Raw genomic sequence first — 15663 nt, forward strand, 5'->3', positions numbered from 1 at the left:
GATTCCGGACGCCGTCGCCGACCTCCCTCGCTCGGGCAGTGGAACGTCGAGCGTCCGAAACGAGAAGCCGAGATAATAAGCTTAACACGCACCGGCCGCGAATCGCTTGCCATGAGCGACCATGTCGCCGGGGATTCCGGCACGCGGGACGATTCGAGTCCCGAATCCGACGCCAACGATTCGACGGAGGCCGACAACTTCGAGCAGGTCGACGAGTCCGAGACCACGGATCGGTCCGATGAAACCGACGGATCGGCCGACGACCAACTCGAAGACGAGCGACCGGACGGAGACCAACCCGAAGACGAGCAGGCCGACGATGATCGGGAGGACGACGATCGCCCGGTCGTCTACGATCTCGCGCCGGATTGTACGCGCGCGGATATCGAGGTCGGCGCAAACTATCACGCGGAGGTCAACGGAGTCGTCGACTACGGGATCTTCGTCGACGTCTCCGATTCCGTCTCCGGGCTCGTCCACGAATCGAACCTCACGGGGACCTACGAGGTCGGCGACCGCCTCGTCGTCAGGCTCGAAGAGGTCCGCGAGAACGGCGATATAGCATTCGACGACGTCGAACTCCGAGAATATCAGACTAACATCGTCGAACACGAGCCGGATATCGCGCGGATTCGCGCGCTCAAGCCGGCCGAGAACGTTATCCTCGAAGGCGAGATCGTCCAGGCCAAACAGACCGGCGGTCCGACGATATTCGCGGTCTCCGATGGAACGGGGATCGTCTCGTGTGCGGCCTTCGAGGAGGCCGGCGTTCGAGCCTATCCCGACCTCGAGGTCGGCGATCTGGTTCGTGTCGAAGGCGACGTCGAAACGCGCCAGGATGCGCTCCAGATCGAGGTCGACTCGATGGCCGAACTCGAGGGGGAGCGCGCACGGACTACCCGTGACCGGATCGACGACGTGCTCGCGGAACGGTCCGAACCGGCCGATATCGATCCGCTCATCGAGTGGGAAGCCTTCGAGCCGATCCGCGATGACCTCATTGCGGTCGCGAGACGACTCCGACGAACGGTCCTTGAGGGACGGCCGATTCGGGCCAGACACCACGCCGACGGCGACGGAATGTGTGCGGCGATTCCCGTTCAATACGCACTCGAGAACTTCATCCGGGAGATACACGAGGGCGCGGATGCACCACAACATCACTTCAAACGGCTGCCAAGCAAGGCGCCATACTACGAGATGGAGGACGTCACTCGCGACCTCAACTTCGCGCTTGGCGGCCGCGCCCGACACGGACAGAAGCTCCCGCTTTTGTTGATGCTCGACAACGGCTCGACCGAGGAGGACGTTCCCGCATACAAGAACCTCGCCCACTACGACATCCCGATCATCACCGTCGATCATCATCACCCCGACCCGGAGGCCGTCGACCCGCTTTTGGACGCCCACGTTAATCCGTATCTCTACGGCGAGGACTACCGGATCACGACCGGGATGATGTGCGTCGAACTTGCTCGTCTCATCGATCCGACGATCGACGACGAACTCGATCACATCCCCGCCGTTGCGGGGCTCTCGGACCGATCGAAGGCGGAGGCGATGTCGAAATACCTCTCGTTGGCCGAGAGCGAGGGATACGACCGTTCGGACGTCCTCGACATCGGCGAGGCGCTCGATTACGCCGCTCACTGGCTGCGATACTCGGAAGGGAAAACGCTCGTCAACGACGTCCTCGATATCGACTGTCCGGACGCCACTCGTCACGAGAAGCTCGTGGAGTTCCTCTCCGAGCGGGCCGAACGGGACGTCGATCGACAGATCGACGCCCTCGAGGAACACGTCGAACACGAACGGCTCGCCTCCGGCGTTCGACTCTACCGGATCGACCTCGACGAATACGCACACCGATTCACCTATCCGGCACCTGGCAAGACGACCGGAAAGCTCCACGACGTGAAAGTCAAGCAGACGGGCGATCCGGTCATCACGATCGGCTACGGGCCGGACTTCGCCGTACTCCGGTCGGACGGCGTCCGTCTCGACATCCCGACCATGGTGACCGAGTTGAACGAGGAGCTTCCGGGAGCCGGCGTCTCCGGCGGCGGACACCTGGTCGTTGGCTCGATCAAGTTCGTGAAGGGACGCCGACAGGAAGTCATCGAGACGCTCGTCGGAAAGATGGCGGACGCGGAGATCGACGAGGCGCTCTCGTCGGCGACCGTGCTTGAGGATTAACCAAACGACACTTCCCGCCGAGCGACGATCACGGCTGCGATCACTGCCACTGCGACCCCGCCCGCCATCCCGACCGGAAGCTGAACACCACCGCCGCGCCAGTCCGCAGCGTAGATCGTCCGAAAGTACTCGGCCGCTTGCGGACTCTCAAGAACGACGAGCACTTCGCGATTGGTCGTTGCCGCCGCCTCGTTCCAGTTGAGACTCCCTATCACGACCGTATCGTCGATCACCATCCCCTTCGCGTGAATCTTCCCGTATCGCCCCCGAGGCTCCGTCACCGCGACCGAAAGCGGAAGGTCGTCCCGTGTGGCCCGGCGGTTCAACCGGTCAGCAAGCGCCGCGTTCTCCTCCCGGTCGTACCACGCGTTCGAGAGCAACACCCGGCTGTCGACGCCCCGATCCGCCGCGCGAACGACCGCCTCAAGCAGTCGCCATTCCGGTCCCGCGGTCCGGGGAACCAGTACGAGTATCCGCTCGTCCGCGGCGTCGATCCGATCCACGAGCCGATCGACCGCGTTCTCCGGAGCCAACAGGAGTTCCACCTCGCTCGCAGTCGTCCGACGTGGTTCGAACCGGGTCGGAAACGACTCCGTCGACCGTGTGGACTCGTGAGCCGTCAGATTGGAGCGGACACGCCGCCAGGCGAGTGCGTCGAGAGCGGTGGCATCCCTGATGAACACGCCTGCCAGTTCGTTCGCGAACCGCCCATTGTACACGACGGCACCCCACCCTCGATTTCCGGCCCCACCCGTTCCGGAGGGCTTCCAATTTTCGGTGAGGACCAGTGCCCGGTCGTCGACGACTGCGTATTTGGGATGATGAAACGAGAATCGCCGTCGATCCCCGGCGAGCACGCGCGGTTCGATCCCCGCTTCGACGAGTCTGTCAAGCGTTCGGGCGGTCCCCTCCGAAAGTCCGCCGACCGGCCGACCCTCGATCAGCACTCGAACCGTGACTCCACGCTGATGGGCCTCGATCAACTCCTCGGCGATGCGGTCGGACTCGAAGGTGTATCCGGCGAGCAGGATCCGGTCGTCGGCTCCCGTGAGGGCGGAGTGGGGAACCCCGCTTGCGTCCGGGAGGACGAAGACGTCGACATCGGCGGACCCGATTGACGCCGGGAGGTCGTGGGGCTCATAGCCGTACGGTCGCCAGCCTCCGGCGTGTGTTCCGTACTCGCCCCCTTCCCAGTGCCGATTCCACACTTCCGTCTCCGGGGCTCGATCGTAGGCCACCTCATCGACCGGAACTCCCTCGTGGACCAGTACGATCCGGTCGCCTTCGTCCGAAAGCGGGAGATAGTTCGGAAGACGGGAGACCGATCCGCGAACGTGGACGGACGCGGCCGCCGGATCCTCACTTAGCGCCACCCGACCGGAGACGTTCCTGGGGAGCGGCGTCTCGTGGTGGCCGTCCGAAAGCGACCAGTTTCCGGAGACCGGGAGATCGACGATCAGATATTCGCCCACGTCCCCGTCGGCGACGGGATTGGGGTACAACTCGACGATCGTCCCGTTCGGTGGGGTGGATTCGGTTCGTGATGCAGTGGTCTCGTTCTCGGTTCGGGCCTTCGCTCCGGTGCCGGTGGCGTTTGCTCCGTCCATTCCGATCGCGGCCGGATCCCGGGCAGTAGCGGCGGGAGACGCGAGCGTCGTGCTCGCTACGACTGACGGGGCGGCGAGAAGCCAGACGGCAAGCAACGAAATTGCGACCAGCGAAACGGTTGTCGGCGCGGGGAACCAACGTCTAAACGGCCGATCGACGACCCATCTCGGGATGGTCGGATGGAATGTAGAGTCGTCCGGATCGGGTGAGAGACGATCCGGGTGGGCGATCGGATCGTCGGAGGAAAGCCCGTGGGAAACGCTTCGACGCACGGGCCGTCTGGTTCGGTTTCAGGGAAAAACCTCCGGGTTGGATCCATCGATCGGGACGGGGTGGCCCTCGATCGGAACGGAGCGGATCCCTCGATCGGAACGGATCGAAACCGAACGTGTTCGACCGCCGATCAGGCCGCCGGTGTGTCCGCGTTCAACGTCTCTTGAGCCTTCTCGGCCTCGGTTTGAACGATAAAGACCCGCTCGTCGTCGTAGTCGGCCGCCGCCTCGAGCGCCTCTCGGGTCCCGATCTGCCGGAGCGCCCATGCGGCGGCCGCACGGACGTCCGGCGACGCGTCGGTCTCGAGGGTCTCCGTGAGGGGATCGATGGCCCGTGCGTCGCCGATGAGTCCGAGCGCTCGGGCCGCGTAGGGTCGCACGTTCTCGTTTTCCATCTCGAGTTTGTTCGCGAGCGGCTGGACTGCCTCGCTCGCGCCGATCTCGCCAAGCGCCTTGAACGTCGTCTTCTGGAGCTGCGGGTTCGAATCCTCGTCGACGTACTCCAGAAGCGTCTCCGTAACGTCCTCTGCGGCCATCTTCCCGAGGATCCTGATGGCGTCCTCCTCGCGTTTTTCAGCCCGGCCGAGCAACTCGTCGATCGCCGCGTCGGTCGCCGCGCGCTTGCCCATTCGTTCGAACGCCTCCAGACAGTGGCGCTCCATGAACTCCGACTGGAGCGAATCGAGCGCCAGGAGGATCATGTCGACGTTGCCCGCTTCCTCGTGGGCCTTCAGCGCGGCCCACTCGACCGGATAGTCCTTGTAGTGGCCGAGCACGTCGTAAAAGCCCTCCGCGTAGAGCTGTTCGTTCGTCTTGAGATCCTCCCACTGCTCTGCGTCCTCGAGGTCCTCGCTCAGCGTCTCGGCGCCGTCGACGAGGGATTCGATCGTCTCCGCGTCCACATCGGGGTCGAGGTCCGCATCCTCGATGGCATCCCCGATCGATTCGAGGGTGAAAGCGAGGGCGTCGATGTCCTCCGTCTCCGGTTCGAAGTCGATCCCGAGCGTCTCGGCAACCGGAGTCGTGAAGGCCTCGATCGCCTCCCTGATCTCCTCGAGACCGGTCTCCGTCCACTCGGTGCTTTCGACATCGTCGATGGCTTCCTCGATATCGGCGATCACGTCCGCAGCGTAGGGACCCCGTGCCTCCGCAAGCGACGATCGGAGCTCCTCGATCCGAGATTCGAGGGCCTCACGCGGATCCTCGGCATCCTCCTCGTCGGATTCCGGCAGATCAGCCTCCGAAAGCGACGACTCGGCATCGTCCAACAGAGCCTCGACGTCGTCGAGGTCGGCCTCCGTCTCGGCCGCCTCCAGACGCTCGGCCACGTCGTCGAGGTACTCGCTCAGGGACTCTTCTGTCACCTCTCCCGGAAGAACCGGGGACTCCCCGTTCTGCTCCGAGGAGGTCGTCTCCTCGGGCGCATCCTCCGGCTCGTCCTCGCCGTTGCTCATACTGTGAACGTGCGCGTGTGGTCCATTAAGTCGTTTCCCTTCGTGCGCGCCCGGTCGATCGCTTTCTGAGAGTGGTCGAGGAGAAGCCGATCCGTCCATCGAATATACTAAATCCATATTAGAATATTTCTTTTTGAAATAGAAAATAATATTTTCACATGTGAATATTTAAGTGCAATGCGGACGATCTAGTGAACGAGATGAGTACCCAAAAGCACGTTCGACAGCAGTACGGCGAGGTTCACGAGAGCGAAGCGCTTCGGATTCCCGAGGAGAAGGCCGAACAACTCGTCGACGCGTTGAACACCGATCTCGCGTCGACGTACGTGCTGTACCATCAGATCAAGAAGCACCACTGGCTCGTCGAGGGCGCGGAGTTCCGCGACATCCACGTCTACCTCGGCGAGGTCGCCGCCGACCTGGAGGAGGGCGCGGACGTCATCGCCGAACGGGCACAGGCGCTCGGTGGCGTCCCGCTTTCGGGCGGCGCGAACTACGAGGAGCACGCACCGGTCTCCGGGGAGAACGCGGACGCCTACGACATCCGGACGTCGCTCACACACGACATGGAAATATTCGGCGACATCATCGAATCGCTTCGAGAGCACGTTCGGCTCGCCAACAATCTCGGCGATTACACCACCGAAGAACAGCTTCGAGAGGTTCTGATGGACGTCGAGGAACACGCACACCACCTCGAACACTACCTCGAGGACGATACCCTCGTCATCGAGGAATCGATGGAATAACGAACCGGGGTCCCGGCAACGCTACCTCGCCCGCCCTCGTATCGGCCTCCAAACTATCGGACGGTTTCGACCGTCAGATCGGTCGCGATCCAGCCGTCCGGATTGCCCTGCTCGGTGAACACGGTTCGGTTCGGCGACGTCTCCGCGGCGGCGATCGCCGGTCTCGAGACCCCGTCGTCCTCCCGTCGACCGGCCGAATGGTCACGAACGCATTCCGATCCACCGTCCCTTGATTCGTCGGCCGCCGATCCGTCAGTTGGTTCCATTACTCGGCGATGGGGGAGACAGACACATAACGGTTTTGGCCGGCCTAAAACACGGTCGGGGAACCCGGGTTCGCCGACCGTAGCCGATTACCGTGACCGGAGCATTCCCTCGACCATGGCCACGCTGTTTTCTCCACTGACGATCCGGGAGACGGAGATCCGAAATCGTGTGATGATGTCGCCGATGTGTCAATACTCCGCCGAGGACGGGTTCGCGGACGACTGGCATCGCGTCCACCTCGGATCGCGTGCCGTCGGCGGCGCCGGAGTCGTGATGGTCGAGGCGACTGCGGTCGAACCACGAGGACGGATCTCTCCCGGGGATCTGGGTATCTGGTCGGACGAACACGCCGACGCGCTCGCGCCGATCGCGGAGTTCCTCCGTTCACAGGGGGCGACTCCGGCGATCCAGCTCGCACACGCCGGTCGAAAGGCCTCGACGTCGAGACCCTGGGAGGGCCACGAACCGCTTCAGCCGGACGGCGACGGCTGGGAGACGATCGCCCCGAGCGGTCCGTATCCCTATCCTGACGACGAGCCGCCCCGCACGCGCGAGATGGACCACGAGGACATCGACACCGTGATCGACGCCTTCCGCGAGTCCGCACGGCGCGCCCGGGACGCCGGCTTCGAGATCGCGGAGGTTCACGCCGCACACGGGTATCTGCTTCACGAGTTCCTCTCGCCGGTCTCGAACGATCGCGAGGACGAGTACGGCGGCAGCTTCGAGAACCGCTCGCGGCTCGTCCGCGAGGTGACGGCGGCGGTCCGAGACGTCTGGCCCGACGACGCGCCAGTGTTCGTGCGCATCTCCGCGACCGACTGGTTGCCCGACCGTGAGTCGTGGGATCTCGAGGAATCGATTCGGCTTGCACCCCTTCTCGCCGAGGCCGGAGCGGACCTGATCGACGTCAGCAGCGGTGGGAGTCATCCCGATCAGCAACTCGAGCAACCGGGACCGGGATATCAGGTGCCGTTCGCGGAGTCGATCCGCGAGGAAACGGACGTTTCGGTGGCCGCCGTCGGGAAGATAACCGACCCGACTCACGCCGACGCGATCGTCCGAAACGGCCGGGCCGACGTCGCGGCGCTCGGCCGGGAACTGCTTCGACACCCCTATTGGACGCTCGAGGCAGCCCACGAACTCGGCGTCGATATCGAGTGGCCGGTTCAGTACCGCCGTGGGCGTTTCGAGTAGTCGTACGTACGTTTTTGCGTGCGGAGGTCGAACGATCGGTAATGACTCCCGGCGATCGATCCGCTGATCGCAGCGACGAGGAGGCTCTGCGCGAGCACCTCGCGGAACTCGAGACCGTCCTCTCGCGACTTCGATCGGACCTCTCGGAGGAATCGCGGACTCGAAATCGCGTTCCTCGACCACCCAGCCCTACCGAACTCCTTCGATTCACCGAACGGTACACCCTCCCGGCGCTGATCGCGCTTCTCGAGGCGACGATCCGGTCACTGGAACTCCTGCGAGCCACGCTTCGGGTTGCGGACCCCGACCGCCGTCTCGACGCCGTCGGGGACGGATCGCACGGCCGACTGGCGGACGTCCGAGACGGAACCACGGCAGGCGTTCGGCGAACGCTGTCGGAGCTTCGAACGGCACTGTCGGAGACCGATCTCCCGCAGGAGGCGACCTCGAGGGAGCTACTCGAGGACGCTCGGGAACTCTCCGCCGAGATCGACGACCTCCTCGCCGGGGATCGCGAATCGACCCCCACAGGTGGCTCCCATGGATCGGATCGAACGAACGACGGCGACGGCGACGGCGAGGATGGCTTCAAGTCGACGGATGCTGGGAGGGCAGGACGGAACGAAGGGATCTCGATCGATGTCCATGATCCGGACGCTCCCGATGCCAGCGGCGATCGGAGTTCCACTCTCGACGCTGAAGAGGAGACGGACGAAGGGGAGGACTCGGCTCCGGAGATCGACGTTGACGCGGAACTCGCCTCGATCAAGCAGGAACTCGATGAGGACGACGAAAACGGGACTGAGAACGACGACGAGCGAGCGAGGGATGACGACGCCGCCTCGGACGACTCGGATGGGAGAGCTGAATCGAACGATCCGAATGACGCGGACGACGGCATCGGAGAATCCGCCGATTCAACCGATTCTGACGACATCGCCGGGTCCGACGATATCGCCGATCCGAACGACGCTGACGATTCCGATGAGCCGGTCGACTGACTCGGAGGACGTTTGGGTTACTCGATCGGCTCGAAGCGGAAGCCGTCCCAGTCCTGGCTGTCGGGTTCGCGGATCCCGGCACCCGGCTCACGAAGTTCCTCGTGGTAGACAGGGATGACCAGGTCACCGATCTCGACGTCAGCTTCCTCGACGATCTGGCCGATCGCCCGCACCGGCGGGCCGTCATCGGGGCCGAGATCGAACTCGACGATGGCGAGTGCGTTCGGCGCGCGGACCCCCGGTGGCGTCGCCGTCGAGCGTGTCCAGGTGATAACCCTCGCCTCCTGCTCGCGGAGATCGACGGTTCCGACGCGCTCCGCTCCGTTCGGGCCGACCGGATGGGGCGGATAGGTGACCGTTCCGTCGGCGTAGCGCGCGGCTTCGAAGACGGGTTCTTCCACGTTCGGATCGGACGTGGAGGTCGCGCCGTCGTCGTCACGTTCCCCCCCGTCACCACGTTCATCGTCGCCATCGCCATGTTCGTTGCCGTCCTCATGTTCGTCCCCGTTCGGTCGGCTCATCGTCCTGCCTCCATGATCGTGGTCGTCACGCAGTTCCCGAACCCGCCGACGTTACAGGCGAGTCCGACGTCGGCCTCCACCTGTCTCGGACCGGCCTGCTGAGTCAACTGGGCGAACACCTCGTGGATCTGTGCGACGCCCGAAGCGCCGAGGGGATGTCCCTTCGATTTCAATCCACCGGACGTGTTGATGGGCAACTCGCCATCCCGATCCGTGACGCCTTCCTCGACGGCTTTCCATCCGTCGCCTTTCTCGAAGAAGCCGAGGTCTTCCGACTGGAGGAACTCCAGGATCGTGAACATGTCGTGTAGCTCCGCAACGTCGACGTCATCGGGACCGAGGTCGGCCATCTCGTAGGCGATTTCGCCGGACTTGACGACGCCGCCCATCGTCGTCGGATCCGCACGTTCATGGACGACGTGGGTATCCGTCGCGCCGCCGATCCCCGCGATGGTGACGTACTCGTCGGCGGGGACGTACTCCTCGGCGACCGACTCGGGACAAAACAGCAGGGCGGCCGATCCGTCCGTGATCGGACAGAAGTCGTACAGTCGCAGGGGGTCGGCGACGATCGGCGACTCGAGTACCGTCTCCAGATCGACCTCCTTGCGGAACTGGGCGTGGGGATTGTCGATGCCATTACGGTGGTTCTTGACGGCGACCTTCCCCAGCGACTCCCGTGGCGCGTCGTAGGTGTCGAGATACAGTCGCGCGGTGAGCCCCGCAAAGGAGGGGAGCGTGACGCCGTGTTTGTACTCGACGGGATGGGTGAGCGAGGCGATCACGTCCGTCGCCTCGGTCGTGCTTCGGTGGGTCATTTTCTCGCCGCCGACGAGCATCGTCAACTCGGAAGCGCCGGAGGCGATCGACTGCCAGGCAGCGTAGACGCCCGCCCCACCCGAGGACGAGGTCTGGTCGATCCGGGCGGTGTAGGCCGGCATCGCTGCCAGGTCGTGTGCGAGCGCGTTCGAGATCCCCGTCTGGCCCTCGAACTCGCCGCTTGCCATGTTCGATACGTAGAGGTGGTCGAGTTCGCTTGCCTCGACGCCCGCATCAGCGAGACAGTCCTCGCCGGCTTCCGCCAGGAGGTCGAGCACCCAGCCATCGCGGTTGCCGAACTGCGTCATCGAGGCGGCGATGATCGCGACGCGTTCCATACCGGTCGATGCGGTGCCCCGGTCGTATACCTTCCCCTTCTTATTTTCCCATCCCTGACATTCACCATGCAGTTCTCCGTCATTCAAGGCGACATGGTCGACCGGTCGGTCGACGTGCCCGTGAACGCGGCCGGAACCAGTCTTCGAATGGGTTCGGGCGTTCCGGCTCGCTCCGACGCGGCGCACGTATCATCTGTTCGGAGATCGATGCCGTCCGCCCGAAATCGCTTGCTGACGTCGGGTTCATCGCCTCTGGCGAACGCGAGGTCGAGACGGTTCGAGATGTCGCCGAGGACGTTCGATCGGAGTCGTAACCGACGGCGGACGATTCAGCCGTCGACGACTTCGTAGCCCGCCTCGTCGATCGCGGCCACGAGCGCCTCGGTCTCGGCGTCCCCGGTGACTGTTGCGATCCCCCGCTCGTGATCCGCGGTCGCGTCCTCGACGCCCGGGACGTCCGAAAGCGCCTCAACGACCGCCGTTTCACACCCATCACACGCCATTCCGTCGACGTTCAGTTCCGTCATGGACGTTTGTAGGTCCGTTTGGTTCATGTTGGTTTCCCTTTCGATTCGAAAATTTGATCCGGACCGAACCCCGATTCTTGGCGCCGATCGGACTATACGTCTCGGTATCTAAGCCGTCATATGCGCACACTCGATGAGACGGACCGCGAGATCCTCGAATCGTTGAGCGAGGATGCCCGGCGGCCGTTCAGCGACATCGCCGACCGCGTCGACCTGTCGGCTCCGGCCGTCTCCGATCGCGTTGACAGACTCGAGGAGATGGGCGTCATCGAGGGATTCACGCTCCGCATCGATCACGAAACGCTCTCGAGCGGGGTCGCGGTTCTCGTTCGTCTCGAACTTCCGCTTTCGAGCGTCGAGCAAGCCTATCGCGGGCTCGCGGATCACGACCGCGTCGAACACGTCTTCGAGACCGCGGACGGCGAGGTCGTCTGCACCGCCACGATCGATCCGGGAGCAGTCGATCGCCTGTTTGCGGAAGCTCTGGCGGATCCCGACGTGATCGGGAGTCTCCACGTACAACTGCTCGCCTCGCGGGAGTGGGACTCGACGATCGGAACGGACGTCGAACTCGCGATCGACTGCGTCGAGTGTGGAAACACGGTCACGAGCGAGGGCGAGTCGGCTCGGATCGACGAGACGCTGTACCACTTCTGCTGTGGGACCTGTCTGTCACGATTCAAGAAGCGGTACGATCGGATCGAGAAGGATGCCTGATCACTCCAGAATCCCCCTCACGTCCGGGATCGTTCGTCGATGTCCGTCAGGACACGAGGACGAACGGAAACGCACTCAAGGCCTCGACCGTATCGGGAGGTATGGGACTCGGCGGCACGGCCAAAAAGATCCAGACGGTGGCAGAGAAGGCCGAACAGACGTACCAGCGGCTCAACGACCTGCGCGATGAGGTCGAAAAGACTCAGACGACGGTGACCGATACCGCAGAACGGGTGGGACACCTCGAAACCGAGATGGCGGAACAGCGCGCCGTTCTCGATGCGGTCGCCGAGGAGGTCGGCGTCGACCTCGAGGCCGTAAGCACGGACGCACACATTCGGGAAGCCGAGGAACCGGACGGGAACGGGGAGGACGGCACCGACGGACAGGCGGACGCGAACGGAGAGGGCGGCACCGGAGACGCTTCGAGTGGCGACGCCTCGAACGACGCCTGATCGGCCGAGGTCGTAACCGGGATTCGTTCCTTCTCAGTCGAGCACTGAACAGTCACCACGTCCGCCGATCCCGGCTGCGACACATTTCGTTACAAATCGGACTGTCCACAGAAGTCCCACGAGCAGGGCTGTGAGTGGTCCGAAGATGGCTCCGAGGAGACACGTGTATGAATCCTGCCGTTCTCATGTGATGGAAACGCTCGGATCGTTTACCGCAACGGGAAGTCCTCATCCAACTATGGTTCGGCGACGGAACGATACCAGACGTCGGTTTCTCCAACTCGCGGGAACGACTGCAGTGACCGGTCTTGCTGGCTGTGGTGGTACTCGGAACCGAAGCGACGGCGGTGGCGGAAATGGAAACGGGGGTGGAGGACAGCAGGGAACCCAACAACAGGCCGGACAGGGACTCGGACAGGTCACTCAGACGCTATCGAGACAGTGTTGCCCGACGCTTCACTCTCGAAAAGTGCATCAATGACGGCTAACGTTTGGATTCCGTTCGTGGCTCCCGTCAGCGGCTCCCGCCCGTTCTCGATACAGTCGGCGAAGTGTTCGATTTCGAGGCGGTAATGATCGAATGGGTCGAAGCGCTCGACGCACTTGCGGCCGTCGAGAGCGTATTCGAGGACTGTCTCGGCTTCGTCGTCCCGAGGATTGAACGCGCGTTCGGCTTCGAGCCACCCGTTGGTTGCCTCGATACGGTAGCGGTGGAGAAATCGGTCGGTATCGAATCCACAAGTTAGGGTCGCAGTCCCACCGTCATCGTATCCGAGAACGCCCGAAAATCCCGTGTCTACGCCACAGTCGCGCGTGTCGAACGCCGTTCCCGTGGCCCGGTCCGGCTGCCCCATCATCCACCGGGCAACCGTGATCGGGTAGCAGCCGAGATGCATCAGGCTCCCGCCGGCACACTCGGGGGTTAGACTGACGAGGTCGTCCGCCTCACCACTCCGCGGCGCCTGAAAAACGCCGGCAAATTCGCGGATTTCGTCGAATTTCTCCGCAACGGCGAGGGCTCGTTTAGTTCGGGGATGATACCGGTGCATGTACCCCTCCATCAGGACGACGCCGGCAGACTCGCAGGCGTCCCGAATTCGGCGAGCGCCGTCGACATCGGTAGCGAGGGGCTTCTCACAGAGAACGTGATGGCCAGCCTCGGCCGAGCGAATCGCCCATTCCTCATGGAGGGAGTTCGGAAGGGGAATGTAGACGGCATCCAGTTCGTCGTCCGCCACCAGCGTCTCGTAGGACCCATACGCCCGCGCGATATCCAACGCGTCGGCGAACGTCGATGCCCGGTCGGCGTCTCGGGATGCAACTGCCCGAACGGTGTGATCGGTTTTCTGGACGGCCGGAATCACGTGATTCCGGGCGATTGCGGCGGTTCCGAGAACGCCGATTTGCATGTGCACCGAAGGAACATCGTCCACATAAGCGTTGTGACAACCCGCGACGGTCGGTTCAACTTCCCACCTTCATTACCCGGCTTCGATCAACTCGTACTGCTTTCCGTCGCCGGTGCGCTCGCTGTCGATCAGGTTGTAGTGTTCGAGCTTCGGAAGGTGCTTCCCCCGAAGGGACCGCAACGACACGGGTGAATCGTGTCGTCGTTCATACGCCTCGTACAATTCGTTCTGGATCAACGGTCCGTGATCCCGAACCACCTCATACGACCCGCTGGTGGCCGTTCAACTTCGAGCGCGCCTTCTGTCGAACCTCTTGTTCGGCGTCGGTCATCGACGTCTCGACGAACTACAGAAAGTTCGCTGCCCATCCCCAGACATTGCTTTCCCGGCCTCTAGGCATAACGTGTGTTCGCGGCCCCCTGTCGACGGGCGGAGACACGTGAATACTTCAAACAGGCACCACAGTGAGAACAACACCTGCAGATGCTGTCGATAGCTCATGCGGCTTGAGAACGGGACGGAGGTTCAGCGACCAGAACAACGGCGAGGTCCACGTGCTTGCATACTCTCGGATGGAAGGGGGTCCCTTGCTGCTGAACGGTGGTTCGTCGGTGAAACTACCGGACCGGAAAAGTCGAGTGATGGAACGGCTCCGCGTATTACTCCCCCTCGTTCTCCCAGTAATCTACGTCGTCGTCAATGTTGTAGAATCCGTGGAACGACCGGTCGCCGCTGTCTCCCGGTGGTGCATCAACGAACACCCCAAACTTCTCTAGTTCGGGGTAGACAGTCACGTCAGGCTCGTTCATCGTCGAGACCATCAGATACCGGAGCGGAGCATCTCTGTCGTTGACCACTTGGTGGCCGCCGCTCGTATCGGCTGGCAGCGTCACATAATCCCCGCGCTCCAACTGTACCGTCTGGTCTTCGCCACGGAGCTGTCCCGTCCCCGCCAACACGTAGAGTGCCTCCTCATTAGCAGTGTGGTAGTGATACGGCCACGAACGCTTGCCCGGTGGGAGTTCATAGAGACTACAGCCGACGTCGTCGGCATCAACGGCCTCTGAGAGTTGCTTGCGCCGGAAGAACTGCTCGCCGTGATCGTACTCCTCCCAGCAAAGGTCTGTATCGTTTATCTTCTGCATATGAGCGCTCTCACAACGATCCACTAAAAACCCACTCTGACGGGTGAGTAAATAGCTGAATAGAAAAGTGAGAGTAGCCGCTGAGACGGTTCACGGACGCCAACTACGAGAAATGGGCTACGCTGAGTCTTTGAACAGGATTGCAATAGAGCCGACCTAGCTGATTTGCGAGAACGGCTCGCCACGACTGGTGAACGACTCAAACTTGGGGTAGATGCACCATCATCAGGCCGTATCGAGCGTCACGGGGATGGAGACGATGCGTCCTCGGTAAACTGTTCTACTCCCACATTAGCGACCGGCCGGGAGGTCCGCCATCTGGTGGATCCTTCACTCTCGATCAGCTGGTAGCTCCCCTGGAGCATCCGGAGGATGCGCCGGCGCTCGGCGTCAGATATCTCGAGAAGGACTCTAGCACCAATTCACCTGACGAGCCGTCCGACTCCTGGCTGACTGACCTTTTTCTGTGTGGTATGCGTACACACACATTCCACAGACAGATGCCCTCCAAATACGATCACTCCGAGATGTCCAGGCGTATCGGTACAGCGGAATCGCGCGATTCAGCACCGGATCGAACTGCTGTCTCTGCCCACGAGCGTTCACGGTGCGAAGAGACTGGCAACTCTCACCAGATCTCTCGAACACGGGTTCGCGTCGTCACGCTTGAGGCAGAAGTAGAGCTGCTGGAGGCCGAACGTGAGACGCTCGTGGATCTGGTGACAGCGCTCGAATCCGATCTTGAGGAGCTTGAGAACGAGGTGGCCTCCCTTGAACGAACCATTGAGTACAAAGAACAGCAACGCCAGCAGGTGATAGACAAATACGAGCACATCATTGCAGAGAAGGATCAGGCGTATCAGGAGCTTCGACAAGAGCTTGCGGCTGCAACGACCGGGACCAGCATTTGGCCACTTCCCGTGATCAAACCACTCCGAGAGACCGTGTTATCTCGGTGAAACCCCTCCCACACAATTGGTAAGTTCGG

16 protein-coding genes are annotated in these 15663 nt (G+C 62.7%); 7 read left to right on the forward strand and 9 right to left on the reverse strand.

Annotation, left to right across the window (positions count from 1 at the left end; all coding sequences use genetic code 11):
• Window positions 1–111 precede the first annotated feature (111 nt).
• Window positions 112–2196, forward strand: a complete 2085-nt coding sequence (locus tag ACERIT_RS02200) for a DHH family phosphoesterase (protein WP_373673174.1) — start codon at window positions 112–114, stop codon at window positions 2194–2196.
• Here ACERIT_RS02200 and ACERIT_RS02205 read toward each other — a convergent pair.
• Both ACERIT_RS02205 and ACERIT_RS02210 read right to left on the reverse strand, forming a co-directional pair.
• Window positions 2193–4076, reverse strand: coding sequence for a phosphatidylserine/phosphatidylglycerophosphate/cardiolipin synthase family protein (locus ACERIT_RS02205; protein ID WP_373673175.1), 1884 nt, complete (start codon window positions 4074–4076; stop codon window positions 2193–2195). The genes ACERIT_RS02200 and ACERIT_RS02205 overlap by 4 nt on opposite strands.
• Before the next feature lie 131 nt (window positions 4077–4207).
• On the reverse strand, window positions 4208–5530 hold the full coding sequence (locus ACERIT_RS02210; RefSeq protein ID WP_373673176.1) for a HEAT repeat domain-containing protein: 1323 nt from the start codon (window positions 5528–5530) through the stop codon (window positions 4208–4210).
• A 200-nt stretch (window positions 5531–5730) separates the two neighbouring features.
• Between ACERIT_RS02210 and dpsA the strand changes: the two genes are divergently transcribed.
• On the forward strand, window positions 5731–6279 hold the full coding sequence (gene dpsA, locus ACERIT_RS02215; RefSeq protein ID WP_373673177.1) for a DNA starvation/stationary phase protection protein DpsA: 549 nt from the start codon (window positions 5731–5733) through the stop codon (window positions 6277–6279).
• Between the two features lie 53 nt (window positions 6280–6332).
• On the opposite strand, the gene ACERIT_RS02220 is transcribed toward dpsA, so the two are convergent.
• Window positions 6333–6545, reverse strand: coding sequence for a hypothetical protein (locus tag ACERIT_RS02220; protein WP_373673369.1), 213 nt, complete (start codon window positions 6543–6545; stop codon window positions 6333–6335).
• A 115-nt stretch (window positions 6546–6660) separates the two neighbouring features.
• On the opposite strand from ACERIT_RS02220, the gene ACERIT_RS02225 reads away from it, so the two are divergent.
• Both ACERIT_RS02225 and ACERIT_RS02230 read left to right on the forward strand, forming a co-directional pair.
• Entirely contained in the window at window positions 6661–7743 is a 1083-nt protein-coding gene (locus tag ACERIT_RS02225; protein WP_373673178.1) for an NADH:flavin oxidoreductase/NADH oxidase, read from the forward strand.
• A gap of 41 nt (window positions 7744–7784) precedes the next feature.
• Window positions 7785–8744, forward strand: coding sequence for a hypothetical protein (locus tag ACERIT_RS02230; RefSeq protein WP_373673179.1), 960 nt, complete (start codon window positions 7785–7787; stop codon window positions 8742–8744).
• A gap of 17 nt (window positions 8745–8761) precedes the next feature.
• Here the strand turns inward: ACERIT_RS02230 and ACERIT_RS02235 are convergent, their stop codons facing one another.
• The 3 genes from ACERIT_RS02235 to ACERIT_RS02245 form a co-directional block, all read right to left on the reverse strand.
• Window positions 8762–9265: a hypothetical protein gene (locus tag ACERIT_RS02235; protein ID WP_373673180.1), complete on the reverse strand. Its 504-nt coding sequence runs from the start codon at window positions 9263–9265 to the stop codon at window positions 8762–8764.
• Window positions 9262–10422: a thiolase family protein gene (locus ACERIT_RS02240; protein ID WP_373673181.1), complete on the reverse strand. Its 1161-nt coding sequence runs from the start codon at window positions 10420–10422 to the stop codon at window positions 9262–9264. The genes ACERIT_RS02235 and ACERIT_RS02240 overlap by 4 nt, the downstream gene beginning before the upstream one ends.
• A 329-nt stretch (window positions 10423–10751) precedes the next feature.
• Window positions 10752–10949 carry a heavy-metal-associated domain-containing protein gene (locus tag ACERIT_RS02245; RefSeq protein WP_373673182.1) on the reverse strand — a complete coding sequence of 66 codons (198 nt, stop codon included), beginning with the start codon at window positions 10947–10949 and terminating at the stop codon, window positions 10752–10754.
• Window positions 10950–11069: 120 nt separating this feature from the next.
• Here ACERIT_RS02245 and ACERIT_RS02250 point away from each other — a divergent pair, with 120 nt between their 5' ends.
• Together ACERIT_RS02250 and ACERIT_RS02255 are read left to right on the forward strand one after the other, a co-directional pair.
• Complete coding sequence (locus tag ACERIT_RS02250; RefSeq protein ID WP_373673183.1) at window positions 11070–11666, forward strand: winged helix-turn-helix transcriptional regulator; 597 nt, start codon at window positions 11070–11072, stop codon at window positions 11664–11666.
• 101 nt (window positions 11667–11767) lie between these two features.
• Window positions 11768–12121, forward strand: a complete 354-nt coding sequence (locus ACERIT_RS02255) for a DUF5798 family protein (RefSeq protein ID WP_373673184.1) — start codon at window positions 11768–11770, stop codon at window positions 12119–12121.
• A 419-nt stretch (window positions 12122–12540) separates the two neighbouring features.
• Here the strand turns inward: ACERIT_RS02255 and ACERIT_RS02260 are convergent, their stop codons facing one another.
• The 3 genes from ACERIT_RS02260 to ACERIT_RS02270 all read right to left on the reverse strand — a co-directional run bounded on the left by ACERIT_RS02260 (window position 12541) and on the right by ACERIT_RS02270 (window position 14675).
• On the reverse strand, window positions 12541–13530 hold the full coding sequence (locus ACERIT_RS02260) for a Gfo/Idh/MocA family protein (protein WP_373673185.1): 990 nt from the start codon (window positions 13528–13530) through the stop codon (window positions 12541–12543).
• A gap of 72 nt (window positions 13531–13602) precedes the next feature.
• On the reverse strand, window positions 13603–13788 hold the full coding sequence (locus ACERIT_RS02265) for a hypothetical protein (protein ID WP_373673186.1): 186 nt from the start codon (window positions 13786–13788) through the stop codon (window positions 13603–13605).
• A gap of 401 nt (window positions 13789–14189) precedes the next feature.
• Window positions 14190–14675, reverse strand: a complete 486-nt coding sequence (locus tag ACERIT_RS02270) for a cupin domain-containing protein (protein WP_373673187.1) — start codon at window positions 14673–14675, stop codon at window positions 14190–14192.
• Between the two features lie 527 nt (window positions 14676–15202).
• On the opposite strand from ACERIT_RS02270, the gene ACERIT_RS02275 reads away from it, so the two are divergent.
• Entirely contained in the window at window positions 15203–15634 is a 432-nt protein-coding gene (locus ACERIT_RS02275) for a hypothetical protein (RefSeq protein ID WP_373673188.1), read from the forward strand.
• Window positions 15635–15663 lie beyond the last annotated feature (29 nt).

The organism is Halopenitus sp. H-Gu1 (genome assembly GCF_041821145.1).
Classification (GTDB): domain Archaea; phylum Halobacteriota; class Halobacteria; order Halobacteriales; family Haloferacaceae; genus Halopenitus.

What these genes read in the sequence shown, in the direction of transcription:
- ACERIT_RS02230 (WP_373673179.1), top strand. Translation starts at nt 7,785, where the DNA reads ATGACTCCCGGCGATCGATCCGCTGATCGCAGCGACGAGGAGGCTCTG.
- ACERIT_RS02250 (WP_373673183.1), top strand. Translation starts at nt 11,070, where the DNA reads ATGCGCACACTCGATGAGACGGACCGCGAGATCCTCGAATCGTTGAGC.
- ACERIT_RS02225 (WP_373673178.1), top strand. Translation starts at nt 6,661, where the DNA reads ATGGCCACGCTGTTTTCTCCACTGACGATCCGGGAGACGGAGATCCGA.
- ACERIT_RS02210 (WP_373673176.1), bottom strand. Translation starts at nt 5,530, where the DNA reads ATGAGCAACGGCGAGGACGAGCCGGAGGATGCGCCCGAGGAGACGACC.
- ACERIT_RS02240 (WP_373673181.1), bottom strand. Translation starts at nt 10,422, where the DNA reads ATGGAACGCGTCGCGATCATCGCCGCCTCGATGACGCAGTTCGGCAAC.
- ACERIT_RS02220 (WP_373673369.1), bottom strand. Translation starts at nt 6,545, where the DNA reads ATGGAACCAACTGACGGATCGGCGGCCGACGAATCAAGGGACGGTGGA.
- ACERIT_RS02235 (WP_373673180.1), bottom strand. Translation starts at nt 9,265, where the DNA reads ATGAGCCGACCGAACGGGGACGAACATGAGGACGGCAACGAACATGGC.
- ACERIT_RS02270 (WP_373673187.1), bottom strand. Translation starts at nt 14,675, where the DNA reads ATGCAGAAGATAAACGATACAGACCTTTGCTGGGAGGAGTACGATCAC.
- ACERIT_RS02260 (WP_373673185.1), bottom strand. Translation starts at nt 13,530, where the DNA reads ATGCAAATCGGCGTTCTCGGAACCGCCGCAATCGCCCGGAATCACGTG.
- ACERIT_RS02275 (WP_373673188.1), top strand. Translation starts at nt 15,203, where the DNA reads ATGTCCAGGCGTATCGGTACAGCGGAATCGCGCGATTCAGCACCGGAT.
- dpsA (WP_373673177.1), top strand. Translation starts at nt 5,731, where the DNA reads ATGAGTACCCAAAAGCACGTTCGACAGCAGTACGGCGAGGTTCACGAG.
- ACERIT_RS02200 (WP_373673174.1), top strand. Translation starts at nt 112, where the DNA reads ATGAGCGACCATGTCGCCGGGGATTCCGGCACGCGGGACGATTCGAGT.
- ACERIT_RS02245 (WP_373673182.1), bottom strand. Translation starts at nt 10,949, where the DNA reads ATGACGGAACTGAACGTCGACGGAATGGCGTGTGATGGGTGTGAAACG.
- ACERIT_RS02255 (WP_373673184.1), top strand. Translation starts at nt 11,768, where the DNA reads ATGGGACTCGGCGGCACGGCCAAAAAGATCCAGACGGTGGCAGAGAAG.